The organism is Microbacterium sp. AC035, assembly GCF_979258485.1.
In genome coordinates this window covers 3,057,385-3,082,262 of the sequence record NZ_OZ409858.1, presented here as the reverse complement: position 1 = coordinate 3,082,262, position 24,878 = coordinate 3,057,385, and the positions used below count along the sequence as shown (strand labels likewise).

Sequence of the window (24,878 nt, the reverse complement as noted above, 5' to 3'; positions counted from 1 at the left end):
GTACGGCGGGGGATCAGGCGGGAACGGGCGCGAGCAGTCCGGCCCGCTCGAGGAGCTGAGCCAGATCGGCGTCATCGCGCGCCGACAGGTCGTGCAGCGGCGGGCGGACAGGCCCGACGCCGTGCCCGGTCAGACGGAGCCCCGCCTTGACGATCGAGACGCCGAACCCGCGTCCGCGGTTTCGGATCTCGATGTAGGGCAGCACGAACCTTCCCAGCTTCTCGGTCACCGCGGCGCGGTCCTGAGCGCGCACATCCCGGTAGAACTCGAGGGCGAACTCGGGGACGAAGTTGAACATCGCCGACGAGTAGGTGCTCATGCCCATCTGCAGCAGCGGCAGCGCGTAGGTCTCGGCGGTGGGTAGTCCGCCCAGATAGAACAGCCGCTCGCCGTTGCGCACGTAGACCGACGCGAGGTGCTCGATGTCACCCGTCGCGTCCTTGAACCCGACGACGTTCTCGTGCCGTTCGGCGAGGATCGCCATCGTCTCGGCCGAGTAGATCGCGTTGCCGCGGTTGTACACGATGATCGCGAGGCGGGTCGACGCGGCGATCGCGGAGACGTGCTCGACGAGGCCGGGCTGGTCGCACTCGGTGAGGTAGGGCGGCAGCACGAGGATCCCCTCCGCGCCGGCCTCCTCGGCCGCCCGGGCGTTCGCGATCGCGTGCCGGGTCCAGCCGCCGGCCGATGCGAGCACCGGCACCTCGGGGCGCGACGACTGCACGGCTGCACGGACGACCGCGGCGGACTCGGCGGCATCCAGGCTGAAGCCCTCGCCGGTGCCGCCGGCGGCGAACAGACCGGCGACGTCGAATCCCGCCTGCCACTCGACGTGCTCGCGGTAGCGCTTCTCGTCGAACTCGAGCTCGGGCGTGAACGCCGTCGCCGGGAAGGAGAGGAGACCTTCGCGAAGGTGGTCGGCCAGCTCGGTGGGCGTGAATCGTGCCACGGTGCACTCCTGGGGTGTCGCGCCGGTGTCCGGCTCGGATCTGAACACTCGTCACGCTATGCGTGAAACGATGCGCCTACAAACCAAATGGTGGATGGATCAATGCTCTACCTGCATCAGAGCGCGGACATCTCCGGCACCGGTGTGGGTAGCGGCTGACCGGAGAGGTGAGCCCGGAGGTTCGCCAGCGTGAGGTCTCGCATGTCTCGCCGGGTCTCGTGAGTGCCACTGCCGACGTGGGGCAGCAGCGTGACGTCGTCGCGGATCAGCCGCTCCGGCACGTGCGGCTCGTCGGCGAACACGTCGAGCCCGGCGCCCGCGATCTCGTCACCCTCCAGAGCGGCGATCAGCGCCTCCTCGTCGACGACCGATCCCCGCGCGATGTTCACCAGGAACCCGTCCGGCCCAAGGGCGCGGATCACCTCGGCGTCGACCAGACCCTCGGTCGCGGCTCCTCCGGGAACCGCGATGACGAGCACATCCGATCGGCGTGCGAGTTCGACGGCGGATGCCACGTGCTCCCACGGCACCCCGTCGACCGGGCGACGGGTCGTGTAGAGGATCGTCGTGTCGAAGGCTGCGGCGCGACGGGCGATCGCCTGCCCGATGCGGCCGAGGCCGAGCACGCCGACCGTGCTGCGCGAGAATCTCCGCGTCAGAGGGAACCCGCCGGACTCCCAGCTGCCGTCGCGCAGGAACCTCTCGGATGCCCCGAAGCGGCGGAACACGTCGAGCATGAGCGCGAGTGCGGTGTCGGCGACGCAGTCGGTGAGCACGTCGGGCGTGTGGGTCACCTGGATGCCTCGGGCGACCGCCTGAGCGACGTCGGTGGTGTCGTAGCCCACACCGAAGTTCGTCACGATCTCGAGGTTCGGGAGCGCGGCCATCAGGGCGGACGGAACGCCGTTGCGACCACTCGTGACGACGGCGCGCACCTTCGCTGCGTCGGACGGATCGAGGGTCGCGACGTCGTCGGGGAGGCGCACCACGGAGTACTCGTCCTGCAGCGTCTTCTCGAGCGAGCCGAGCAGCGGACCCGCCTGAGCGACGGAGCCGGGGGCGAGCGGAGAGGTGGTGTCAGCGAAGTTCGTCATGGCGCGAGACTATGACCCGCCAACGATGCAGTTCCATAAGCGAAGTTGCATGGATTGATGCGCCTGCGGCATCTATGGGGGGAGAACGGCGGAATCTCGCGGATCGCGACGATGTCGACGGATGCCGCGGGGCGCCGAGGTCCGGCATGGGTCGCCGATGCATCCCGCGCATCGGTTGACGCTCGGGAAGCGGTCTGCGACATTCGCAACGGGCCGACAGCCAATCTGGGCCGCGGCCGTCCCCTACCTGGAGGAACCGATGAAGCTTTCTTCCCCCCGACGCACAGCCACCCGGGCGTCCGCCGTCGCCGCCGGAGTCGCGTCGATCGCACTGCTCGCCTCGTGCTCTGTCGCGAACTCGGAGTCTCAAGGCGGCGGCGAGGGTGGCACTGATGACACCCTCCGCGTCGTCCTCACGCAGGAGCCGCCGACGCTCGAGGCGTGCGACGCGAACCTCACCTCCACCGGTGTGGTCGTGCGCAGCACGGTCACCGAACCGCTCGTCGAGCGCAACCCCTCGACGGGCGAGCTCGAGCCGCTGCTCGCCACCGAGTGGGAGCAGACCGGCGACACCGAGTGGACGTTCACCGTCCGCGACGACGTCACCTTCCAGGACGGCACGCCCTTCGACGCAGAAGCGGCGGCATACTCCATCGATCGCGCCGTGAACGGCGACCTCGGCTGCAACGTCGAGGGCTACATCTTCGGCGACGACGACCTCGAGGTGAAGGCCACCGATGCCACCACCCTCACCGTGACCACCCCGAGCCCTGACCCGATCCTCCCCCTGAAGCTCTCGTTCATCGAGATCGTCTCGCCCGAGACCTCCAACACCGAGTTCGTGCGCGAGCCGGTCGGCACCGGCCCCTACGCGATCGGCGACTGGCAGGCCGGCACGAAGCTGACGCTCGAGCGCAACGACGACTACTGGGGCGACGCTCCGCAGTTCGCCGATGTCGAGTACCAGTGGCGATCCGAGGGCACCGTCCGCGCGGCGATGATCACCAGCGGCGAAGCCGACATCGCCCTGGGCCTCAGTGCCGAGGACGGCATCGGCGACTTCGGCGTGAGCTACCCGAACAACGAGACGATCGCCCTGCGATTCTCGGGTCAGACCGCGCCGCTCGACGACATCCGCATCCGCCAGGCGATCAACTTCGCGATCGACCGCGAGGGCATCGTCTCCTCGCTCTACCCCGACGGAGACAAGGTCGCTGCGCAGCTGATCCCCGAGGGCATCGTCGGGTTCAACTCCGACCTCGAGCCGTGGGAGTACGACCCCGAGAAGGCGACCGCGCTCGTCGAGGAGGCCGCTGCCGACGGGGTTCCGGTGGACACGAAGATCCTCATGCCGGTGCGCACCGCCCAGTTCCCGAAGGTCAGCGAGCTCGGCGAGGTCCTGCGCGAGCAGCTCGCCGCGGTCGGCCTGAACGTCGAGCTGCGCATGGTCGACACCACTCAGCACCTGCAGTACCAGCTGAGCCCGTTCGTCACGAACGAGGGTCCGATCTCGATGCTCATCCAGCACGGCAACCAGGCAGGTGATGCGCAGTTCACGGTCGAGCAGTACATGCTCACCGGCGGCGCGCAGGCCGAGTTCGGCGACCCCGGTCTGGACGACCTGATCAACAACGCACGCACCCTCACCGGCGACGAGCGCCAGGCTGCCTACGAGGACGTGTTCGCCTACGAGCGCGAGAACGTGGTCGCGCTCGCCCCGATCGCGCACCAGACGGTGATGCTCGGTCTCGCAGACCGGGTGACGTACGAGCCCAACTCGTCGACCGGCGACGAGCTGCGCATCAAGGAGGTCTCGCTCGCGGGCTGACCGCGAGCGAGAGTGAGAGGCGGGCGACCATGTGGACCTACCTGAGAAGACGTATCCTGCAGAGCGCACTTCCGCTGATCGCAGTCGTACTGGGTGTCTTCGTGCTCGCCCGTCTCACCGGCGATCCGTCCCAGCTCTATCTGCCGCTGAATGCCACAGACCAGATGCGCGAGGACTTCGCCGCCCGCAACGGCTTCGACCAGCCGCTGTGGCAGCAGATGGGCGACTACTTCCTCGGCGTCCTGCAGCTCGACTTCGGTCAGTCGCTGCGCACCGGGGAACCCGCGGCGGAGATGGCGCTGCGTGCCTTCCCCGCCACCCTCCAGCTCGCCGCGGTGACCATGATCCTCGCGATCGTCATCGCCGTCGTGCTCGGCAGCTGGGCCTCGCTGAAGCCCAACGGCGTGGCCGACCGCATCGTGAGCTTCTTCTCGATGACGGCGGCGAGCGTTCCCGACTTCTGGGTGGCGATCCTCGGCATCTGGATCTTCGCGATCACCCTGGGCTGGCTGCCGACCTCGGGCACCTCAGGCGCCCTGGTGTGGATCCTGCCGGTCGCGACGCTCATGCTGCGGCCGGTCGGCGTGCTCGCCCAGGTGATCCGCGGGTCGATGGTGACCGTGTTGGGTCAGCCCTACATCCAGGTCGCCCGCAGCCGCGGCGCCGGCCAGATGCACATCGTCTCGAAGCACGCCCTGCGCAACGCCGCAGCGCCCGCCCTCACCGTGGCCGGTGACCTGACCGTCGGCCTGATCAACGGCGCGGTGGTCGTCGAGTCGATCTTCGGCTGGCCCGGCATCGGCAAGCTCATGATCGACTCGATCCTGCAACGCGACTTCGCGGTGCTGCAGGCCGCGGTGCTGATCACCGCGCTGGCGATCTTCGCCCTGAACATCATCATCGACCTCGGCTACGCACTGCTCGACCCCCGCGTGCGACCGACCGCCGGGTCCCGCGCCCGTCGTCGCGGCCCCGGGGCGCTCTCCGACACGAAGGCAGAGGTGCTGACGAATGTCTGACAACAACGCATCGACAGTCACCGTCCTCACTCAGAAGGCGCGCGGAGCACGCTCGTCGGGCCGCGCCAATCTCTGGCAGCTGCTGCTGAAGGACAAGGTGGCCACCGCAGCGGCATTCGTGCTGTCGTTCATCGTGCTCACCGCGATCATCGGCCCGCCGCTGTTCGGCGAGATCGCGCAGCGGCAGGACCTCGGTGCACGCAACATGCCGCCCTTCAGCTTCCAGCTCGGGTGGGAGTACGTCCTCGGCAGCGACTCGCTGGGTCGCAGCCTGCTCGCCCGCATCATCACCGCGGCGGGCACGACCCTGGGCGTCGCCGCCGCAGCCGTGGTCGTCTCTGCGATCGTCGGCTCGATCTGGGGCATGTGGGCGGGGTTCCACCGCGGATGGCGCGAGTCGGTGTCGATGCGCATCGCCGACGTCATCATGAGCTTCCCCTCGCTGCTGCTCGCCGTGGTGATCCTCTACGTGTTCAACCCCAGCGCCGCGAACATCGTGCTCGTGCTCGCGATCACCCGCATCCCTCTCTACCTGCGTACTGCGCGAGCGGATGCGGCAGAGCTGCGCTCGCGGATGTTCGTCGACGCCGCGACGAACTTCGGAGCCACGAACCGCGCCATCGTCTTCCGGCACATCGTCCCGAACGTCCTGCCGACGCTGGTCACGCTGGCGACGCTGGAGTTCTGCTACGTGATGCTGGCCGAGTCGTCGCTGAGCTTCCTCGGTATCGGCATCCAGCCGCCCGACGTCAGCTGGGGCCTCATGGTCTCGCAGGGACGTCAGTACCTCGCCGAAGCATGGTGGCAGTCGGTGCTCCCGGGTCTCGCGATCGTGATCACCACGGTCTGCGCGAACGTGCTGGCCGCGTGGCTGCGCCTCGCCACCGACCCTGGACAGCGCTGGCGTCTGCAGAGCAAGAAGCGTCGTCGTGTGATCGGCTCGATCGCCCCGCGCCGCTGAGCCTGTCGTGACGCCCCTCGAGTTCGTGCTGCTGGGGGCGGTCATCCTCGCCGCCGGCTGCCTGCAGGGGTCGATCGGATTCGGCATGGGCATGCTGGCGGCGCCGTTCATCGCCCTCATCGACGCCACGCTGCTGCCGGTGCTCGTGATCATGCTGGCGATGGTCGTGACGCTGATCGTGGTGGTGATGGATCGCGCAGCCCTCGACCTGCGCGGCGCAGGCTGGGCGCTGGCGGGGCGAGTGCCCGGAACCGTCGTCGGGGCAGGGCTCGTCACCGTGATGTCGGCGACGGCGCTGTCGTGGGCGGTCGCCGGCGTCGTGCTGCTGGGCGTCGTCATGTCGCTGCGCGGCTGGCACCCGCGGGTGACCAGGACGACGCAGGCGGTGGCCGGGGCGCTGTCGGGCCTCATGGGCACGACGACGTCTGTGGGCGGCACGCCGATGGCGATCATCTGGCAGGGGTCGGAGGGGCCGCGGCTGCGCGGCACGATGTCGGCGTTCTTCCTCGTCGGCTCGTCGCTGTCGCTCGTCGCCCTGTTCCTGTGGGGTGCTGTGCCGCCGCACGCGCTCGTCACCGCCGCCTGGATGGCGCCGTTCGCCGTGGGCGGGGTGGTGCTGTCGCGCTTCGTGAACCGGTTCCTCAACCGTCGGCGCACGCGCGCGATCGCCCTCGGCGCATCCGCTCTGGGCGCGGTGACGCTGATCGTCACCCGCCTGGTCGAGATGTTCTGAGCGGATGCCGGGGCGCTCAGCCATGTGGTGAGTCACGCGGAGCACGAAGGCTCGAGAGAACCGCGCGAGCGCCGTCTCCACTGATCACCTACTTCTGTACGCCGGCATCCTTGCCGTGGCGCTCCTCGAACGCTCGAACCTCGCGAAGGACTCCCCTGAGCACGAAGAGCTGCGCAACTGCCAAACCAGCATTCACAACGCCCACGATCAACCGCATCACGTCGAGATCCGCAGAGTCGCCGAGCAACCCGGAACTCAGCCACCACACGGCGCTCACAGCGAAGACGACGAGAAGAGCGATCGCCAGCGTTCTCTTTCGCTGCAGCGCCAGGCGCTGCTGTGTGAGGGACGGCTCGGGCTCGCTCATGCGCAGAGCATACCGAGAGGGTGCCGACGCACAACGGGGATGGCGATGCCCAGTCAACCGGCGGGGTCTTCGCCGAGTTCGGTCAGGCGCGCCTGGATGTCGCGCGCCTCGTCCTCGTGAAGGCTCTGCTGTTGGTGCGCGCCGAGGCCGCCACCCATACTCAGACCGCTCAGCCACGCTTCGTGGTGGAGGCGCTGAACCTCAGCGAGACGCCGACGCAATCGCAAGATCTCGTCATCAGAACCGACCATGCGGACAGCGTAGCTCGCCCCTCTGATTGGGCAGGAAGGAGGCGCCGACGCCTGACCGCTCAGCGCACCTGACGCTCGAGCGGGCGGCCGGCGTCGAGCAGATCGATGTTGCGGGCGATGTCGGCGGCCCGCGCCGTGAAGACCTCGCGCGCATGGCCCGAGTGGTGCGGGGTCAGCACGACCCGGTCGAGCCCGGCGAATCTCTGCACGACAGGCGGCGCCTCGGCACCCTGCGGAGCATCCCACCAGACGTCGATCGCCGCTCCTCCGATGCGCCCCTCGGCGAGGGCCGCATACAGCGCGTCCTCGTCGAGGAGCGCGCCGCGGGCGACGTTGACGATCAGAGCATCTGAGTGCAGCTGTGCGAGCGCGTCGGCATCGATCATCCCCCGGGTGCTCTCGGTCAGGGGTGCGGTGACGACGACGACATCGCTCTCCGCGAGCAGCGGATGCAGTTGACCCTCGCCGTACACCTGATCGAGCAGCTCGGTTCCCGGGCCCCCGGCATCCGGATGCCGGCGCATCGCGACGACGCGCATCCCGAAGGCCTTCGCGAGGTGGGCGACGGAGCGGCCGATCTCGCCGTAGCCGACGAGCCCGAGAGTGCTCCCGGCCAGCGAGCGATGGTACGGGGCGTCGGCCGTGGCGATCGTGCGCCACTCCCCTCGACGCATCTCGGCGTCGGCCTCGAGCGCACGACGGCGCAGCATGAGCGCGGTCATGATCACGTGCTCGGCGATCGCGGCGCCGTGATGACCGGTGTTGCACAGCGGCACATCGTCGGGCACGGCACCGGCATCCACCCGGTCGACCCCGGCACCCGTCGCGTGCACGAGACGCACGCGGTCGCCGTCGGCCATGTCGTCGGCCGTGAGCCGCGAGCAGATCACCACATCGGCGCCCGCGATCGCCGCGCGAGCGGAGCCGGGCACCTCGAGGTCGGCGAACACCCACTCGTGCGGCCGCTCGGTGCGGCGCAGGTCGTCGGCGAACGCCGACATGATCGGGTCGGTGACCGCGATGCGCAACGGATCCCGCCGCACCGCGCTCACCAGCGAGGGCTTTCCAGCACGTACCCGGGGTCGACCCGCTGCATGTAGCCGGTGTCGTCGCGCTCGCGGATGCCGCCGTCGAGATACTGCCTGTGCAGCCGCGCCAGCGCCTCCGGGTCGAGCTCGACGCCGAGGCCCGGTGCGGTCGGCACCGCCAGCGATCCGTCGCGGAACGTCAGTGCGCCCGGCGCGATGACGTCTTCGTCCTCTCGCTTCCACGGCCAGTGCGTGTCGCACGCGTAGCCGACGCCCGGGGTGGCCGCAGCGAGGTGGGTCATCGCCGCGAGGCTGATGCCGAGGTGCGAGTTCGAGTGCATCGAGAGTCCCCAGCCGAGGGTCTCGGCGAATCCCGCGAGCAGTCGCGACCTTTCGAGGCCTCCCCAGAAGTGGTGGTCGGAGAGCACGATGTCGATCGCGCCGAGGCGCACGGCATCCGCGATGTGCGAGAACGCGACCACGCACATGTTGGTCGCGAGGGGCAGGTCGGTGTGGCGGCGCACCTCTGCCATCCCCTCGAGACCGGGGGTGGGGTCTTCGAGGTATTCGAGCACGTCCTTCAACGCGTCGGCGACCCGCAACGAGGTCTCGACGGTCCAGGCGCCGTTCGGATCGATGCGCAGCGGGTGATCGGGGAACTCCTCGCGCAGCGCGAGGATCGCCGCGATCTCCTCCTCCGGGGCGAACACCCCGGCCTTGAGCTTGAGCGCGGTGAAGCCGTAGGTGTCGATGATGCGACGGGCCTGCGAGACGATCCCGTCGGGCGTGAGCGCTTCGCCCCACTCGTCGTCAGAACCGCCCGGATGACCCGCCCACTTGTAGAAGAGATAGCCGCTGAACGGCACGGCATCCCGCACCCGCCCGCCCAGCAGCTCGCTGGCGGGCACCCCCAGCAGCTTGCCGCGGATGTCGATGGCCGCGACATCGAACGGCGAGAGCACGCGGTCACCGGTGCTGGTGCCCGTGACCATGCCCGACATGCCGTGCCCACCCTGCACACCGTCGCCGGCCACACTGCGTTTGACCCGCGCCCGCAGATCGTTGGTCGCGAACACGTCGCAGCCGAGCACGGAGTCGGCGGCGACCCGCAGCCGCTGTAAGTGAGCACTGTCGCCGTAGGTCTCGCCGAGCCCGACGACCCCCGACTCAGTGGTCATCTGCACGATGGCGCGCAGCGCGAGGGGCTCGTGCACCCCGACGGTGTTGAGCAGGGGCGGGTCCTGGAACGCGACCGGCGTGATGCGGACGGACCGCACCGCGTTCTCCGGCAATCGCGTGGCGGCAGGGACAGACAGCAGGAGCTCTTCGGACATCACGCCTCCGTTGGTGAGACTCCGGGGACTCCGCATCGGCGGATTCCGCGTCATCGAGTTTCTCCGACACTATGGTGGGGACAGATGCGCAGACAAACCAAAAGTCGCACTGATTGATGTCAGGAGTGGATCGATGATCTCGCTGGTACAGCTCGAATGCTTCATCGCCGTGGCCGAGGAACTGCACTTCGGGGCCGCGGCGACGCGACTGAAGATGACGCAGCCTCCGCTCAGTCGTCAGATCCAGCAGCTCGAGCGCGAGCTGTCGACGAGGCTCTTCGACCGCACCAGTCGCCGCGTCGCCCTGACCCAGGCCGGGCGCGCGCTGCTCCCCAACGCGCGGCGGCTCATCGACCTCGCGGCGAAGGCGGTCTCCGACGTGCGCTCGGTCGGCGAGGGTGCAGCCGGCACCGTCACGATCGCGTACACGGCGATGGCGGGGCAGGCGGTCGTGCCCGATCTGCTGCGTCGCGCGTCAGCCGAGCTGCCCGGCGTCACGCTGCTGCTGCGCGAGCTCGTCTCCCTCGATCAGGTGGAGGAGCTCGAGAAGGGCACGGTCGACATCGGACTGATGCGCCCCCTGCTCGCCCGACCGCAGATCAGCAGCCGGGCGGTCTATCGCGAGCGACTGTCGGTGGCGCTTCCCAGCGACTCGGCCCTGGCACAGCGCGCGGAGCCGCTGAAGCTCATCGATCTCAAAGACGAGTCGCTGCTGATGTACTCGCCGAGCGGCGCGCGGTACTTCCACGACCTGCTGCTGTCGATGTTCGTGGCGAGCGGGGTGCATCCGCACATCGTGCAGTATGCCGGGCAGGTCCCCGCTCTGCTCGCGATGGTCAGCGCCGGCATCGGGTTCACACTGGTGCCGGAGTCCGCCGAGCGGATCTCCCCCGACACGGTGACACTGCTGCCGATCAGCGAGGCGGACCCGTCGTCGCGCGTCAACAGCGTCGAGCTCGACATCGCGTGGAACTCGGAGTCTCACAATCCGCTCGTCGAACGGCTGCTCAGTCTGGTCGACGACGTGGATCGCGCGAGCTGATCGATGCACTGAGCGCATTGCCCAATGCCGATGTAGGGCTTGATCTGGATGAATCCGCACGCCTAGCGTGAACGGAAGATGATCAGTGCTGATGACACGACCCGTGCTCGACGAGGAGGACGCATGCCGAACGATGTCGCCGCCACCGCCGATGAGCCCGCCCGACTCGGTGAGTCCGTGAACCCGACCGACAGCGCGATGCCGGCTGCCCACAACGACATCCTGCGCGTCGAGGATCTGCGCGTCGCCTATCGGATCGGCGACCGCGAGGTCGAGGCGGTGCGCGGCGTGAACCTGAGCGTCGGTCGCGGCGAGGTCGTCGCGATCGTGGGCGAGTCAGGCTCGGGCAAGAGCACGGTCGCGCAGTCGATCATGAATCTTCTCGCGCCGAACGCCGAGGTGGTCGGTGGGCGGATCGAGTTCGAGGGCGAGGACCTGATCCCGCTGAGCGAACGACGCTGGCGCGGCATCCGCGGGCGGCTCATCGGCTTGGTCCCCCAGGACCCGGCACTCTCTCTCAACCCCGTGCGCCGGGTGGGCGTGCAGGTGGCCGAACCGCTGCTCGTGCACGGACTCGCGACCAAGCATGACGCGCACGATCGCGCGGTCGAACTGCTCGAGATGGCAGGGCTGACGTATCCGGCCGAGCGGGCGAAGCAGTATCCGCATCAGTTCTCCGGAGGCATGAAGCAGCGTGCGCTGATCGCCGGGGCACTGGCCGCGCAGCCGAGCCTGATCATCGCCGATGAGCCGACGAGCGCGCTCGACGTGACGGTGCAGAAGCAGATCCTCGACCACCTCGCGAACCTGACGCGGGAGCTGGGCACGGCGATCCTGCTCATCACCCACGACCTCGGAATGGCGGCTGAGCGGGCCGACCGGGTCGTCGTCATGAAGCAGGGCGAGATCGTCGACTCCGGGCCCGCCGAGCAGGTGATGACCGCGCCGACGCACGAGTACACCCGCAAGCTCATCGCCGCGGCACCGCGGTTGAGTGCGCACGAGCGACGGACGGCATCGACCAAGGCCCGCATCGAGTTCGGTGCAGAGCCGATCGTGCGCGTGACCGAGCTGACCAAGGTCTTCCCGCTGCCCAAGGGCGAGGGCGGACGCCGCTCGCTGACCGCCGTCGACGCCGTCTCACTCGAGGTGCGGCGTGGCGAGACGATGGCCGTCGTGGGCGAGTCGGGTTCGGGCAAGAGCACGCTGGCGCGGCTCGTGCTGCGCCTCGAAGAGCCGACATCCGGTTTGATCTCGTTCGCGGGCGACGACATCACGCACCTCAAGGGCGAGAAGCTGCGGCAGCTGCGCCGGCGGTTCCAGATGGTCTACCAGAGCCCCTTCGACTCCCTCAACCCGCGCATGACGATCGAGCAGCTCATCACCGAGCCCCTGCTGTCGTTCGGTGAGGGGGACCGACAGTCCCGATCGAAGCGCGCTCTCGAGCTGTCCGAGCAGGTCGCTCTGCCCGACGGGATGCTGGGCCGCTTCCCCGACGAGCTGTCAGGCGGACAACGACAGCGCGTGGCGATCGCCCGAGCCCTGGCGCTCGACCCCGAGTTCCTCGTGCTCGACGAGGCCGTCTCGGCGCTCGATGTGTCGGTGCAGGCGCAGGTCCTGAAGCTGCTCGACGAGCTGCAGCGCGAGCGCGAGCTGACCTACCTCTTCATCACGCACGACCTCGGGGTCGTCGCCGAGACCGCCGACCGCGTCGCCGTGCTCAAGAACGGGAAGCTCGTCGAATGCGGTGACGCCGCTCAGATCTTCACGGCTCCGCAAGAGGAGTACACCCGGATGCTGATCGAGGCTGTGCCCGCGTTCTCCGCCTGACTCGTCACCGTCGGTTCGACCGCGCGTGAGTGGTCACTTTCGCATCCCTCACGGCCACTTCAGTTGCAGTACTGACCACCCACCGCACGCCGGGCGCGTGAGTGGTCACTTTCGCACCCCTTACGGCCGGTTCAGGTGCATTACTGACCACCCAGGGAACGGACGCCAGGCGTGAGGCGTCAGGCGTCAGGCGAGGCAGAGCGTCGACAGTTCACTTCGCACTCCCCCTGCGTTCACGTTCGACGCCTATCTTGAGTGCGGTCGCGCGAACGCGGCTAAGAAACAGCCAGATTGTTGTGTAGACACCACAACAGCGGGGTAAAGTCGATTCAGACATACCTCGATGACGAGAAAGGCGACCATGGTCGACATCCGAAAGAAGCGCTGGTCTCTCCTGGGAATCGCTGCGGTGGCGGCCGTGACCCTGACCGGCTGCGCAGGCGGCAGCACCGAGACCGAAGGCGGCTCGAGCGACGGTGGGTCGGATGCGACCCTCATCGTCTACACGAACTCGAACAGCGACGGCCGTGGCGAGTGGATCACCGAGAAGGCCGCGGATGCCGGTATCGACATCGAGATCGTGGGCCTCGGCGGCGCCGACCTGACCAACCGCATCATCGCCGAGAAGAACAACCCCGTCGGCGACGTGGTGTTCGGTCTGAACAACATGTTCTTCGAGCAGCTCAAGTCCGAAGAGGCGATCACCGCCTACGAGCCCGAGTGGAGCGGCGAGGTTCCGGCCGACGCGGGCGACCCGGCCGACGGCGCGTTCTGGCCGCTCGTCGAGCAGGCCATCGTCACGGTCTACGACGAGAACAAGATCACCGACGCACCCTCCGACGAGGAGGACCTCTGGACCGGCGAGGAGTACGCGGGTCGCTACGAGGTCAACCCGGCACTGGGCCAGGCCACCCCGCAGCTCGTGCTCGCCAGCATCCTGTCGCGTCACCTCGACGAAGACGGCGACCTCGGTGTCAGCGATGAAGGCTGGGACCTCGTGAAGTCGTACTACGCGAACGGCTCGCCAGCGGTCGAGGGCACCGACCTCTACGCCCGCATCACGCGTGACGAGATCGACTACGGCGTGCTCCCCTCGAGCGGCATCGCCGCGCGTGACGAGGAGTACGGCACGAAGACCGGGATGATCGTGCCCGACTACGGCGTGCCGTATGTCACCGAGCAGATCGCGCAGATCAACGGCACCGGCAACGAGGCCAAGGCTCAGGAATTCATCGACTGGTTCGGCAGCGCCGAGGTGCAGGGCGAGTTCGCGGCCGAGTTCAACTCGATGCCCGTCAACGAGGGCGCGGTCGAGCAGGCCAACCCCGAGGTCGTCGAGCTCATGGGCACCCTCGACCGTCAGGACATCGACTTCGGCTTCGTGAGCGAGAACCTCGGCGCCTGGGTCGAGAAGGTCACGCTCGAGTACATCGGCTGATCGAGCCTCCACACCCCCTCATCCAGCACTGACCGGAAAAGACACATGATCCGTTTCGAAGATGTCGAGGTCGCGTTCGGCGATCACCGCGCGGTCTCGCACCTCGATCTGGAGATCCAGGAGGGTGAGTTCTTCACCCTCCTGGGTCCGTCCGGATGCGGCAAGACCACCGCCCTGCGGGCACTCGCCGGGTTCGTCGAGCCGACCGGCGGGCGCATCCTGATCGGCGGGCGCGATGTCACGCGCGTGCCGAGCGAGAAGCGCGGCGTGGGCATGGTGTTCCAGAACTACGCGCTGTTCCCGAGCATGAACGTGCGCGAGAACATCGCGTTCGGACTCTCGATCCAGAAGACGTCGAAGGCCGAGCAGCGCCGCCGCGTCGACGAGATCGCCGATCGCACGGGCCTCGCGCTCTCGCAGCTCGAGAAGAACGTGTCGGAGCTCTCGGGCGGACAGCAGCAGCGTGTGGCGATCGCCCGCGCGCTCGCGCTGACCCCCAGCATCCTGCTGCTCGACGAGCCGCTGTCGAACCTCGACGCCAAGCTGCGCGTGCAGCTGCGCGAGCAGCTGAAGGACCTGCAGCACGAGGTCGGCGTGACCACGGTCTACGTGACGCACGATCAGGAAGAGGCACTGACCCTCAGCGACCGCATCGCCGTGCTCGACGCCGGCACGCTGCAGCAGGTCGGCACTCCCGAGGAGATCTACGACCGCAGTGCGACGCCGTTCGTCTGCCGGTTCATCGGCGAGAACAACCGCCTCAGCCCGGCGCAGATCACGAGCCTCGGCGGCGGGCTGGATGCCACGGCCGAGACCTACGTGCGGCCCGAGAAGCTGCACCTCGCGGAGGCGGGCGACAGCTCGACGGCATCCGCGTCGCTCGATGGCACGATCGTCGACCGCACGTACCACGGCAGTCACAGCGTCTACACCGTGACGGCAGAGGATGCCGCGCTGCGCGTCAGCGTGCCTGCCGCGGCGAGCGCCCGCCAGTGGAACCCGGGCGACGCGGTGCGCGTCGACGTGGATCCCCGCTGGATCCTGCAGTACCCGGCGGCATGACATGTCGGATGCGCAGAAGCCCCAGAACCCCTCGAGCTCTCAGAACCCCATGAACCCCGCGGTCCCGCCGTCAGCGGCCGTGACCGGAGAAGCCGGCTCCTTGACGACACAGGCTGTCGTCGAGGGTCAGACGGCGGGACCGCGGCTCCGTAAGAGAGGGCGACCCGGCAGCGTGAAGGCGATGCTGCGCTCGCCGCTCGCGTGGATCACGGGCATCATCGTGATCTGGTTCGCTGCGGCGTTCCTCGTGCTGCCGAACGCCGCCCTGCTCGGCGTCACGTTCTTCCCCGACGGGCAGTTCAGCATCCGTGCCGTCGAGAAGCTGTTCGGCAGCGAGCGCGCGCTGAAGACGCTCGGCAACAGCTTCTTGCTCGCCGTCACCCTGTCGATCACGGTCAACGTGGTCGGTGTGTTCATCGTGCTGGTGACGAAGTACTTCCAGGTGCGCGGCGCGAAGATCCTCTGGCTCGGTTATGCCACGACCCTGATCTACGGCGGCATCGTGCTGGCCGCCGGCTACAACTTCATCTACGGCCGGTTCGGGTTCTTCACGAACATGATGGTCAACTGGTGGCCCGACATGGACCGCGACTGGTTCTCGGGCTACTTCGCCGTGGTCTTCGTGATGACGTTCGCGACCACGACGAACCACATGCTGTTCCTCTCCTCTTCGCTCGGCAAGGTCGACTACGCGTCGATCGAGGCGGCGAAGCTGATGGGCGCCTCGACCTGGACGATCCTGCGCCGCATCGTGCTGCCGGTGATGAAGCCGATGCTGTTCGCCGTCACGGTGCTCACGTTCCTCATCGGGCTCGGGGCGCTGACCGCTCCCCTCGTGCTCGGCGGGCCCGACTTCCAGACCGTCGCGCCGCTGATCATCGACCTCTCCCGCAGCCCCATCACGCGTGACATCGCAGCTCTCCTGGCGATCGTGCTCGGCATCGCGACGATCATCCTGCTCGCGATCATGAACCGCTTCGAGAAGTCGGGCGTGTACTTCTCGGTCGCGAAGGTGGCGACGCCGATCCAGAAGCAGAAGATCCGCAACCCGTTCGCGAACGTCGTCGTGCACGTCATCGCCTACCTGCTGTGGGTGATCTACCTGATCCCGGTCGTGCTGATCGTGATCTTCTCGTTCGTCGATGCGCGCAGCATCCTCGCCGGCTCCATCACCCTCGACAGCTTCACGCTCGACAACTACGTCACCGTGTTCTCGAGCGCCGAGGCGATCCGTCCCTTCATCGTCAGCGTCGTCTACAGCGCCGTGGCGTCGATCGTCGTGGTCGGCGGTCTGCTGTTCGTCGCGCGGATGCTGCAGAAGCACCGCAACCTGCTGACCACCGCGATCGAGTACGTGCTGCACATCCCGTGGATCCTGCCGATCGTGCTGATCGCGCTCGCCCTGGTGACCGCCTTCGACGAGCCGCGGGCGATCGTGGGTGGATTCGTGCTCACCGGCACGCCGATCCTGCTGCTCATCGCCTACATCTGCGTGAAGATCCCGTTCACGCTGCGTCTGCTCAAGGCCGGGTTCGCATCGGTGCCTGATTCGCTCGAAGACGCCTCACGCATTCTCGGAGCCAAGTCGCTGACGACGTTCCGCAAGGTTCTGGTTCCGCTGGTGCTGCCGACGGCCGCGGCGATCACGGCGCTGAACTTCAACAGCCTGCTCGACGACTACGACGCGGCGATCTTCCTCTATCACCCGCTGTTCAAGCCGCTGGGTGTGGCGATTCAAGAGAGCACGCGCGGCGAGAACAATCTCGACGCGATGCCGATCACGTTCGTCTACACAGTGCTGCTGATGATCATCATGGGTGTCACCATGTATCTCGTGTATGGACGAGGTTCGCGCGCAGGAGCGCCCCGCAAGGCCAAGAAGGCTCGCGCGTGAGTGTTGCGGATGCCGGTGCGCCGGGGCTGCGCGTCACGGTCAGCGATGTGGCCGCGGCCGCCGGGGTTTCGCGCGCGACCGCGACCAGGGCGTTGAAGGGCGAGGGGCGTTTCGCTCCCGAGACCCAGGAGCGGATCCTCGCCGAGGCCGAGCGCCTCGGATACGTGCGCAACACGATGGCCGCCGAGCTCGCCGCCGGCCGCACCGGCACTGTCGGGCTGATGCTGCGCGACGCGAGCAACCCGGCATACGGTCTGCTGTTCTCGCGGTTGCAGGATGAAGCGCACCGGCGTGGCCTCGACCTCGTGACCGTCACGATCGGCGCAGACGAGCAGGGTGCCGAGCAGGTCAACGCGCTGCACCGGCTGCTCGGGATGCGCGTCGCCGGGTTGATCGTCGCGACCGGAGGAATCACGGCCGCGCAGCTTGAGCCGTTCGCCGACCAGGTGCCGATCGTGCGCGCGGGTCGGGTTGAGACGGCGGAGGGGATTCATACGGCGCACTATGACGATCCCTCGCATGGAGCGATGCTGGCGTCGCATGTTCTGTCGCTGGGGCACCGGCGTGTGGTGGTGCTCTCCGGCGCTGAGGACGTGTCGTTTGCGGAGCATCTGCGGGCGTCGGCAATGGAGTCGACGTTGGTCGCTGGTGGGGCGACAGTGACTCGGGTGTCTGCGGGGGCTGCGCCGACCGATGGAGTGGATGAGGCGCTGGATGCCGTGCGCGATGGGGCCACGGCTGTGATGTGTGCGTCGGACTATCGGCAGCTCGCGGTCATGCGCGCTCTGCGTGCTGCGGGGTTGTCTGTGCCCGGCGATGTGAGCGTGACGGGGTGCGACGGCATCCTGCCCGGTGCCGATCTGCTGGGGCTGACGACTCTGCGCATTCCGGTCGAGGCCGTCGCGGCCGCGGCTGTCGAGACGATGCAGCGGCTGCTGAGTTCTGATGCTGACTCGGATTCCTCCGAGACCGTGCGGCAGCCGTTCGTCGGAACCCTCGTGCCCGGGTCGACCGCCGCCGCCGTCTGACTTCTGTCCTGTACTTGTTCGTCGTCTCACTGGAAGAGAAATGATCCTCACCGAGCACTCTCGCCCATCGCACACCTTCGTGCACATCTCCGATACGCACCTTCCCGGTGAACGCGCTCCGCTGTATGGCAGCGGGGCGGATGCTGATGCGAACCTCTCTTCTGTTCTGTCGCGGTTGGTGTCTTCGGGGCTTCGCCCTGACGCTCTGTTGTTCACGGGGGATCTCGCGGATCGCGGGGACGCGTCGTCGTATCGGCGGTTGCGTGAGTTGGTGGCGCCGGCGGTGGATGCGTTGGGGTGTGAAGTCGTGTGGGCCATGGGGAATCATGACGAGCGCGGGGCGATGCGGGCCGAGTTGGGGCTTGCCGAGGAAACGCCGGTTTCCGGTACCGTAGGTCGCTCTTCGGATGCCGTGGTCGAGGTGCGCTGGTTCGGCGGGATGCGGGTGATCGTGCTGGATTCGACGGTTCCCGGGCAGCACTGGGGTCGGGTCGATGAGGCGCAGTTGGAGTGGCTCGCGGCCGAGCTGACTACGCCCGCGCCGGAGGGTTCGCTGCTGCTGATCCATCACCCGCCGCTGCCGACGGTGCTCGACCTCGCTGTGACGGTGGAGCTGCGTGAGCAGTCGGCACTGGCCGCGGTGCTGGCGGGGTCAGACGTGCGGGGGATCCTGTCGGGGCACGTGCATCACCCGTCGTTCGGGACGTTCGCGGGGATTCCGGTGGCGGCCGCATCATCGAGTGCGTACGGGCAGGACCTGGCTCAGCCCGTTGGAGCTACGCGTGGGCAGGATGCTGCGCAGGGGTACAACCTCGTGCACGTGTATGACGGGACTATCGTGCACTCGGTCGTCGGGCTCGAGGTCGGTGCGGATGTCGGCGAGCCGGTTGCGGCGGAGGAGGCCGGGAGGCGGATTGCTGGGCGGGGGATCAGCTGGCGGGAGCGACCCCTCGGTCGTTGAGCGGGTCAGATGTGTCACGGGACGCGAGGCGCTCAGAGTGGTTGGGTCATAGTCGCACTGATGGCAGGGCCCGTGCCCTGGTCAGTCTTCCGTCAGCCGCCGACAAACCCGGACGTGACAACAGCGAAGCCGACGGCTTCGCACGCGGCCGCGAGGTCCGCGGTGGGGTCATGCGCTCCTAACGCGAAGGCCCCGAGAAGCGATCGCCCATCAGGAGCTGCCTCTTTCACGGCGTCGACCGCGTCGGCTATTGACCCGTGGTCGGCACTAGGGGTGTTGCTGAGAACCCGAGAGGCGAGGTCTGCCCACAGGTCCAGCTCGTCCTGACTCATGCGATCCGTTTCGAACGCGGCTCGCGAATTGTAAAGAATGGTCCGCACGTCGCCTAGCGCCGCACAGGTTGCTTCATCATCTGCGGCAGTCGACGTCGGTGTGGGTGTCGGCGTTGCTGTCGAGGGCTGCGCCGTCGAGGTCTCGTCCCCTAGGTTCGGGGACGAAGCGCAACCGGTCAGACTGCCGAGCACGAAGACGGCGAAGGCGGCGCCATAAAGCGGGAGGCGGCCGGTTCGAAGGAGCGACATGGCTTCAACTTACTCGTCTGGCCGGCAGCGGCAGGAAGCCATGAGGGTAGAGGATGTGCGGCAGCTGGTGTCGTAGTGCAGGCATTGGATAGCGTGCGGTCATGTGGAAACGCACAAACATCCTCACGGTCGCCCTCGTCTCTGCCTTCTGCACTGCAGCGCTCGTCGGGTGTACGGCCTTGGCTCCAGAAGCTGTCGAAAAACCAGCGACGGTCACAACAGCGGATGGTGCAAGCGCGGAGCCAGGGCCCAGCGGGACGCCAGCGCCCGAAGAATCGCCGGAATGCCGGCTGCCCCGCGGCGATTCCACGATCTTGAGCGACGAGCTGCTCGATGTGGACCTATACGCGGCCATGGCTGATTTCGGCCCGCGGGCGGGAGCTGCAGGCACAGTGAGCTACGCGGAGGATGGGACTCTCGCTTCGTACTTGGTCGCACCGGGGGATTCCAAGGATGCAATCCGCGATCGGCTCTGCGTTGGGTCGTACTCTTTCGAGGCTCTGAATGCGGTTCGACGCGGCAGCTTGTACTCGGTGGAGCCGACGAATCAGGCGTACCTGACACCGCTGTATGCGGGCGACACGCTGAATCTCAGCCCCTACACGATCGCGAGCGTCGGAGACGTCAACGGTGAAGTTCACTCATACGAAACCGTGTTGATCCTGCCCCCACAGCGTTGAGACTCCAATGGCCCTGCCCCGCAGCGGGCGGTAGCAGGCTTCCGAGGACCGGTCCGTCCGTCGCTGCGATTCGTTGACCCTCCACCAAGATCGGCATCGGCAACCACTTACGCATCACCTCGAGCCGTGTGAAGTACTCCCACCGCGCGCAGTGACTCGCGAAGTCCAGCGACTCCCGTGAAGTGATGCGTCGGCATCCCCAGTGCGTCCGCCCCGGCGAGCTTGCTCGCCGAATCATCGGTGAAGAAAACCTCGTGGGGTGCGAGCTGCATCGCGTCAAGCACGTGCTGGAATGCCCGCACGTCGGGCTTCGTCCAGCCGATCTCTGCGGAGTTGAAGACGGCCTCGAAGTGGGAGCCGAGGTTGATCGAAGCGATCTCGTCCGGAATCGTGTCGGTCCCGTTGGTCAGGATGGCGGTGCGGATGCCATTCGCTCGCAGTTCATCGACGAGGCCCAGCACCTCCTCGTCAACATGGAAGGGCTGACTCCCCCACGCCTCAGCAGCTTCATCGTTGCCGAGCTCCACGCCGATCCGCTCAACCCACTCGCGGCGAGAGATGCGGCCGGTCGTCACCGGTTCGAGACGGTGTGGAGCGAAGGCGATGGCCTCGATCGAGCCTGGCTCGAGGTCATGAACCCGCTCGATGCTCGCGACGTTCTCGGAGTCGAAATGACGGACGACGCCGTCGAGGTCGAAAAGCACGGCGCGGATGAGAGACATCGGAACAGGCTAGCGGTCGATATCGCAGCGTTGTGAAGCGAAGACGGCTGAGAGCGACGACGAAATAGCGTCCCAACCAAGCAATAACACTCGCGCTGTCCCTATGATCGCGAGATGGACACTGGTGACGTGGTTGGTCTCATCAGCGGCATCGCAGCGGTCGCCGCAGCTGGGGTCGCCATCTGGCAAGCACTTGATGCTCGACGGGCTCGTGACGAGGCAAAGAAATCCAGTGCCGAGGCCGCCGCATTAGCGGAGAAGTCCAACGCCGCTTGGCAGCGCATCGCCGACGCTCAGGAGGTGGTGGCTCAGGCTCACAGACCCAAGGCATGGGGTGTACCGAAGCAAGGATCGGGCGACCTTTGGACCATTCGAAACACCTCCGAACGAACGCTCCTGGTCGACCGGATCGACGTCAGGCCAGCGGACGCTCAGCCGCTGCTCGAGGTCGAGAACTCACTCCCTAGCCGATTCCGCGCTGGGGAACTCCTCGAGCTCTTCGCTAGGTCCCGCTACACGCTCGCGATTCGCTCCATCACGATTGTTTGGAGATTCGAGCAGGAACTCGAAACCCACGAATCCACGCGCACACTCGATGCGCGCAGCACATCGAGCTCCCGCTAGTCGTCCCGGCGCGAACGTGGTCAGTCCTTGTACCGCCGGACGGCTTCCCTGATCGCATCGGCATGAGCGTAGATCTCGTCCAGCTCTTCGAGGGCGTGACGCGTCTCGACCTTGTCCTCGTCGAGCAGGCCGAGGTACTTCTGCTTGCCGTTGAAGTGAAGGCGCGCGACCGGTTTGCGGTTGTTGTCGTCGAGAAGAACGGCGAAGTAGCTCTTCGCGTCGCGGTGAGTCACGCGCTGCGGCTTCACCTCACCGCAAGCAATGGCCTTCACGATCTGATAGCCCTCGAGCTCCTCCAGAGTCGTCTCGATCTCTGTATCCCGATCGAGGTCTGCCTCCGCTACCTCGGCACTGGCGGGTGCTGGCGCCGTCGACGTATGAGTGATCCCGCTGACGCCCAGCGCAGTCTTGAGCCTCTCGTTGACCCGCTCCGTAAGGAACTGCTGACCCGCCTTGCTCACCAGAGTCGTGAACTGCTGACGGACCTTCTGCGTGTAGGAACCATCGAGCACGCGCGTCGCGAAGAACTTGATCCACTCGTCGGTGGGCTCGCGGAACTGTGCCGCGATCTCGCGCTTGAGCGCTCCGATGTACTTGAGTTCCTCTGCGGCGCTGATGATCGAGTCGAGATCGAAGCTCTCCTTGCTGAGCTTCTGAATCTCATGGATGAGCGTTTCGTCGATGTCGAGCAGATCCAGAACGAGGAACGGTTTCGCGTCCATGCGGTTCGGAGCGTCGAGGTCGGTATAGAACTGCCAGACCACGCCGTTGGTCAGGACTGCGATTCGGGCGTTGGTGACAGAAAAATAGCGGAACAACTGCGATGCGTGCTCGATCTTGAGCGCGCCCATCGACGGCTTGCACTCGATGAGGATCTGGACCTCACCATCGCGCATGATGGCGTAGTCGACCTTCTCCCCCTTCTTGGTTCCCACGTCGGCGGTGAACTCCGGGACGACCTCCAGCGGGTCGAACACGTCGTATCCGAGGATCGTTGAGATGAACGGCATGACGAAAGCGTTCTTCGTTGCCTCCTCAGTCCCGATTGCCGTTGCCTGGTTTTTCACCTTGGTCGCCAGTGAATCGAGACGCTCCGAGAACTCCACTGTTACTCCGCTCATCGTTGAACACGCATTCATCCAGACGATAGCGGAATTCCGGGACATCGGATGCGCCGTCCTAGTCATCCGTCGGCGTCTAACACAACTGATTCAGCCCAGATCAACCGCGAGTGCGTCATGATCAAAGGTGTGCCCACCGATGGGCCGCAACGGGAGGGCAAGATCCATGGGCGACGCAGACCTGAGCGAGATCGAGATCGAGATCGTCAGCGACGGAGACGGAATCGCCCTGATCGGGTCGTCATCCTCGATCGAGATATTCCTGGCGTCGAATCGACTCGAGTCGCGCGAATTGGATCTGCCAAGGCTGAGCACCATATTCGGCGGCGGCGCTGCGGTCACCAAGGCCGGCTCCGAGGTCGCCGCCAACTCGGGCCGCTGGATGAAGCTCACGGAAGAGTCGTGGGCGGCCGTGCAGAAGCTGCCCAAGACGGCCCAAGTGACCAACTCATCGAGCGGCAATCTCCACGCCACGCTCCGAGCGCCCACCGGACAGTTTGCGAAGAACCTCCAGTTCCTCAAGACGCCAGGCGCAATGCTCACGAACCCTGCAATGCTCGCCGGGGTTGCAGGGATCATGGCTCAGGTCGCGATGCAGCAGACCATGGACGAAATCACGGACTATCTCGCGATCATCGACGAGAAGGTCGACGACGTCCTACGAGCCCAGAAGGACGCGGTCCTCGCCGACATGATCGGCGTCGACATGATGCTCGAAGAGGCGATGACGATCCGCAAGGAAGTCGGAGGCGTCTCTGAAGTGACCTGGTCCAAGGTGCAGGGGAGTGCGATGACAATCGCCCGCACTCAGGCGTATGCACTGCGTCAGATCGACGCGCTCGCCGAGAAGCTGGAGAGCAAGTCGGTGAGCGACCTCGCCGACGCATCGAAGAAGGCCGACCGCCAAGTGCAGGAATGGCTGGCCGTGCTCGCGCACTGCTTCTATCTGCAGGAGGCGATGGGAGTGATCGAGTTGGACCGAATTTTCAGATCGTCGCCGGAAGAACTCGATCAGCATCGAGTCGCATTGCGGACGGCTCGAGCGAACCGCGCAGATCTGATCGCGCGCGCCACACGACAGCTCCTCGACCGAATGGATGGGGCGGCCTCGATCGCGAACTCGAAAGTCCTCCTCAACCCGATCGAGTCGCCGACAATCGTGCGATCGGAACAAGGTCGCGGGTGCGGTCGGAGATTTCCACGCACGCCTCGGCATCGAAGCCGCCGCAGAATCGCTGGAGTCGCGGCGCTGGGCGTCGGCGGTTGCCGACACCCGCGACGGTCTACTCAAAGCAGGCGGCGATGGCGTGGGTGCGGCCCGCCGGATCGGCGCCGACGGTGTCGGTGCCGCCGCGCGCGTCGGCACCGAGGGCGTCGACAAGGCGAAGGAGATCGCAGGATCCTTCGCAGGCCTCGCGGGCCGCACGTTCAGGCGTCGCGGTTCGAAGGACGAGCCCCACGAGTGAGCGACACCCCTGCAGCCACCGACGGTGAAGCTATCGCCATCACGTATTTCGGCCAGTTCGCCATGCCGAAGCCCGTGCGCATCACCGGACGCAGTTCGAGCATCACGAACTCGTTCGTGAACGGCGTCATTCCCGTCGTGGTTCCGACGGAGGCCGAAGTGCGGGAAGCCCTGAAGATTCTCGGAATGCTCGAACGCGTGACCTGCTCCTACTGCGGCGACACGAGTACGGAGTGGGATCACCTCCGCCCACTCGTGGAGCGCCAGCGGCCCACAGGGTACATCTCTGAGATCCACAATCTTGTGCCCGCGTGCGGGAAGTGCAACCAGAGCAAGGGCAACAAGCATTGGCTCACCTGGATGCGCAGTACCGCTCGGCTATCGCCTACGGCTCGGGGCGTCGCTGACATCGAGGAGCGGATAGCGCGACTGCAGGAGTACGAGGACCGCGGCGTTCCGACAAAGATCGACTTCGAAGCGGCCGCTGGCGCCGAGCTGTGGGAGAACCATTGGGCCCACCACAAGAAGCTCTTGGAACTCATGCGCGTAGCCGACGAGGAAGCTCAGGAGATCCGAGTGCGGGTCCGAGCGGCCTACGCCGAGCAACGCGCTGCGATCGACTGACGCGGCCACCCCTGTCGCTCGCGGCTTGGCCCCGGATGTGCGGACAATGCGCGCCCGGGGCCGACGCCGCGATCGAAGTGCCGATCACTACGGGTTGACGATGACCTTGCCGCGATCGGACCCTCACCCGCCTCCGCGTGCACCGCCGGCAGCTCGGTCAGCGGGATGCGACAAGTGACTTCTAGGGTGAGCACTCCGCTCTCGACAAGCGACACCAGCTCGGCAAGCTTCTCCGCATCACT

At 66.8% G+C, this 24,878-nt stretch carries 23 protein-coding genes; 14 read left to right on the top strand and 9 right to left on the bottom strand.

The genetic code is table 11. The features are described 5' to 3' along the window. Positions 1 to 13 precede the first annotated feature (13 nt). Positions 14 to 949, bottom strand: coding sequence for a 5-dehydro-4-deoxyglucarate dehydratase (locus ACZ0AA_RS14925; RefSeq protein WP_463513411.1), 936 nt, complete (start codon positions 947 to 949; stop codon positions 14 to 16). A gap of 116 nt (positions 950 to 1,065) precedes the next feature. Further along, on the bottom strand, positions 1,066 to 2,043 hold the full coding sequence (locus ACZ0AA_RS14920) for a 2-hydroxyacid dehydrogenase (protein ID WP_463513410.1): 978 nt from the start codon (positions 2,041 to 2,043) through the stop codon (positions 1,066 to 1,068). A gap of 259 nt (positions 2,044 to 2,302) precedes the next feature. Between ACZ0AA_RS14920 and ACZ0AA_RS14915 the strand changes: the two genes are divergently transcribed. The 4 genes from ACZ0AA_RS14915 to ACZ0AA_RS14900 are packed head-to-tail and all read left to right on the top strand — an operon-like array spanning position 2,303 to position 6,584. Then, positions 2,303 to 3,871: an ABC transporter substrate-binding protein gene (locus ACZ0AA_RS14915; RefSeq protein WP_463513409.1), complete on the top strand. Its 1,569-nt coding sequence runs from the start codon at positions 2,303 to 2,305 to the stop codon at positions 3,869 to 3,871. Positions 3,872 to 3,900: 29 nt separating this feature from the next. Next, on the top strand, positions 3,901 to 4,890 hold the full coding sequence (locus ACZ0AA_RS14910) for an ABC transporter permease (RefSeq protein ID WP_463513408.1): 990 nt from the start codon (positions 3,901 to 3,903) through the stop codon (positions 4,888 to 4,890). Next, the gene (locus ACZ0AA_RS14905) at positions 4,883 to 5,851 is read left to right on the top strand and encodes an ABC transporter permease (RefSeq protein ID WP_400862974.1); all 969 of its coding nucleotides are present in this window, start codon (positions 4,883 to 4,885) and stop codon (positions 5,849 to 5,851) included. Before ACZ0AA_RS14910 ends, ACZ0AA_RS14905 begins: the two co-directional genes overlap by 8 nt. 7 nt (positions 5,852 to 5,858) lie before the next feature. Then, positions 5,859 to 6,584, top strand: a complete 726-nt coding sequence (locus ACZ0AA_RS14900) for a sulfite exporter TauE/SafE family protein (RefSeq protein ID WP_463513407.1) — start codon at positions 5,859 to 5,861, stop codon at positions 6,582 to 6,584. An 88-nt stretch (positions 6,585 to 6,672) separates the two neighbouring features. Here the strand turns inward: ACZ0AA_RS14900 and ACZ0AA_RS14895 are convergent, their stop codons facing one another. The 4 genes from ACZ0AA_RS14895 to ACZ0AA_RS14880 are packed head-to-tail and all read right to left on the bottom strand — an operon-like array spanning position 6,673 to position 9,564. Beyond that, positions 6,673 to 6,951, bottom strand: coding sequence for a hypothetical protein (locus ACZ0AA_RS14895; protein WP_463513406.1), 279 nt, complete (start codon positions 6,949 to 6,951; stop codon positions 6,673 to 6,675). A gap of 53 nt (positions 6,952 to 7,004) precedes the next feature. Further along, positions 7,005 to 7,202, bottom strand: a complete 198-nt coding sequence (locus ACZ0AA_RS14890) for a hypothetical protein (RefSeq protein ID WP_463513405.1) — start codon at positions 7,200 to 7,202, stop codon at positions 7,005 to 7,007. 59 nt (positions 7,203 to 7,261) lie between these two features. Then, a complete protein-coding gene (locus ACZ0AA_RS14885; protein WP_463513404.1) occupies positions 7,262 to 8,254 on the bottom strand; it encodes a 2-hydroxyacid dehydrogenase in 993 nt (330 codons plus the stop codon). After that, positions 8,251 to 9,564: a glucarate dehydratase family protein gene (locus tag ACZ0AA_RS14880; RefSeq protein WP_463513403.1), complete on the bottom strand. Its 1,314-nt coding sequence runs from the start codon at positions 9,562 to 9,564 to the stop codon at positions 8,251 to 8,253. Before ACZ0AA_RS14880 ends, ACZ0AA_RS14885 begins: the two co-directional genes overlap by 4 nt. A 133-nt stretch (positions 9,565 to 9,697) precedes the next feature. Here ACZ0AA_RS14880 and ACZ0AA_RS14875 point away from each other — a divergent pair, with 133 nt between their 5' ends. The 7 genes from ACZ0AA_RS14875 to ACZ0AA_RS14845 all read left to right on the top strand — a co-directional run bounded on the left by ACZ0AA_RS14875 (position 9,698) and on the right by ACZ0AA_RS14845 (position 18,819). Further along, complete coding sequence (locus ACZ0AA_RS14875) at positions 9,698 to 10,606, top strand: LysR family transcriptional regulator (RefSeq protein ID WP_400862982.1); 909 nt, start codon at positions 9,698 to 9,700, stop codon at positions 10,604 to 10,606. Positions 10,607 to 10,729: 123 nt separating this feature from the next. Continuing rightward, positions 10,730 to 12,436 (top strand): dipeptide ABC transporter ATP-binding protein, encoded by a 1,707-nt coding sequence (locus ACZ0AA_RS14870; RefSeq protein ID WP_463513402.1) that lies wholly within the window; start codon positions 10,730 to 10,732, stop codon positions 12,434 to 12,436. Positions 12,437 to 12,797: 361 nt separating this feature from the next. Next, positions 12,798 to 13,874 (top strand): extracellular solute-binding protein, encoded by a 1,077-nt coding sequence (locus ACZ0AA_RS14865; RefSeq protein ID WP_463513401.1) that lies wholly within the window; start codon positions 12,798 to 12,800, stop codon positions 13,872 to 13,874. A 45-nt stretch (positions 13,875 to 13,919) separates the two neighbouring features. Next, positions 13,920 to 14,936: an ABC transporter ATP-binding protein gene (locus ACZ0AA_RS14860; RefSeq protein WP_463513400.1), complete on the top strand. Its 1,017-nt coding sequence runs from the start codon at positions 13,920 to 13,922 to the stop codon at positions 14,934 to 14,936. Positions 14,937 to 15,036: 100 nt separating this feature from the next. Continuing rightward, positions 15,037 to 16,830 (top strand): ABC transporter permease, encoded by a 1,794-nt coding sequence (locus tag ACZ0AA_RS14855; RefSeq protein ID WP_463513399.1) that lies wholly within the window; start codon positions 15,037 to 15,039, stop codon positions 16,828 to 16,830. Continuing rightward, entirely contained in the window at positions 16,827 to 17,858 is a 1,032-nt protein-coding gene (locus ACZ0AA_RS14850; RefSeq protein WP_463513398.1) for a LacI family DNA-binding transcriptional regulator, read from the top strand. The genes ACZ0AA_RS14855 and ACZ0AA_RS14850 overlap by 4 nt, the downstream gene beginning before the upstream one ends. Then, a complete protein-coding gene (locus ACZ0AA_RS14845; RefSeq protein ID WP_463513397.1) occupies positions 17,776 to 18,819 on the top strand; it encodes a metallophosphoesterase in 1,044 nt (347 codons plus the stop codon). The genes ACZ0AA_RS14850 and ACZ0AA_RS14845 overlap by 83 nt, the downstream gene beginning before the upstream one ends. Positions 18,820 to 18,911: 92 nt before the next feature. Here ACZ0AA_RS14845 and ACZ0AA_RS14840 read toward each other — a convergent pair whose 3' ends face one another. Then, complete coding sequence (locus tag ACZ0AA_RS14840) at positions 18,912 to 19,400, bottom strand: hypothetical protein (protein WP_463513396.1); 489 nt, start codon at positions 19,398 to 19,400, stop codon at positions 18,912 to 18,914. A gap of 101 nt (positions 19,401 to 19,501) precedes the next feature. Between ACZ0AA_RS14840 and ACZ0AA_RS14835 the strand changes: the two genes are divergently transcribed. After that, positions 19,502 to 20,080, top strand: a complete 579-nt coding sequence (locus ACZ0AA_RS14835; protein ID WP_463513395.1) for a hypothetical protein — start codon at positions 19,502 to 19,504, stop codon at positions 20,078 to 20,080. A 107-nt stretch (positions 20,081 to 20,187) separates the two neighbouring features. Here the strand turns inward: ACZ0AA_RS14835 and ACZ0AA_RS14830 are convergent, their stop codons facing one another. Then, the gene (locus ACZ0AA_RS14830; RefSeq protein WP_463513394.1) at positions 20,188 to 20,802 is read right to left on the bottom strand and encodes an HAD family hydrolase; all 615 of its coding nucleotides are present in this window, start codon (positions 20,800 to 20,802) and stop codon (positions 20,188 to 20,190) included. A 114-nt stretch (positions 20,803 to 20,916) separates the two neighbouring features. On the opposite strand from ACZ0AA_RS14830, the gene ACZ0AA_RS14825 reads away from it, so the two are divergent. Continuing rightward, complete coding sequence (locus ACZ0AA_RS14825; protein ID WP_463513393.1) at positions 20,917 to 21,426, top strand: hypothetical protein; 510 nt, start codon at positions 20,917 to 20,919, stop codon at positions 21,424 to 21,426. A gap of 20 nt (positions 21,427 to 21,446) precedes the next feature. On the opposite strand, the gene ACZ0AA_RS14820 is transcribed toward ACZ0AA_RS14825, so the two are convergent. Continuing rightward, positions 21,447 to 22,532 (bottom strand): type I restriction endonuclease, encoded by a 1,086-nt coding sequence (locus tag ACZ0AA_RS14820; RefSeq protein ID WP_463513849.1) that lies wholly within the window; start codon positions 22,530 to 22,532, stop codon positions 21,447 to 21,449. Positions 22,533 to 22,713: 181 nt separating this feature from the next. Here ACZ0AA_RS14820 and ACZ0AA_RS14815 point away from each other — a divergent pair, with 181 nt between their 5' ends. Continuing rightward, the gene (locus tag ACZ0AA_RS14815) at positions 22,714 to 24,636 is read left to right on the top strand and encodes an HNH endonuclease (RefSeq protein WP_463513392.1); all 1,923 of its coding nucleotides are present in this window, start codon (positions 22,714 to 22,716) and stop codon (positions 24,634 to 24,636) included. Positions 24,637 to 24,878: the final 242 nt, after the last annotated feature.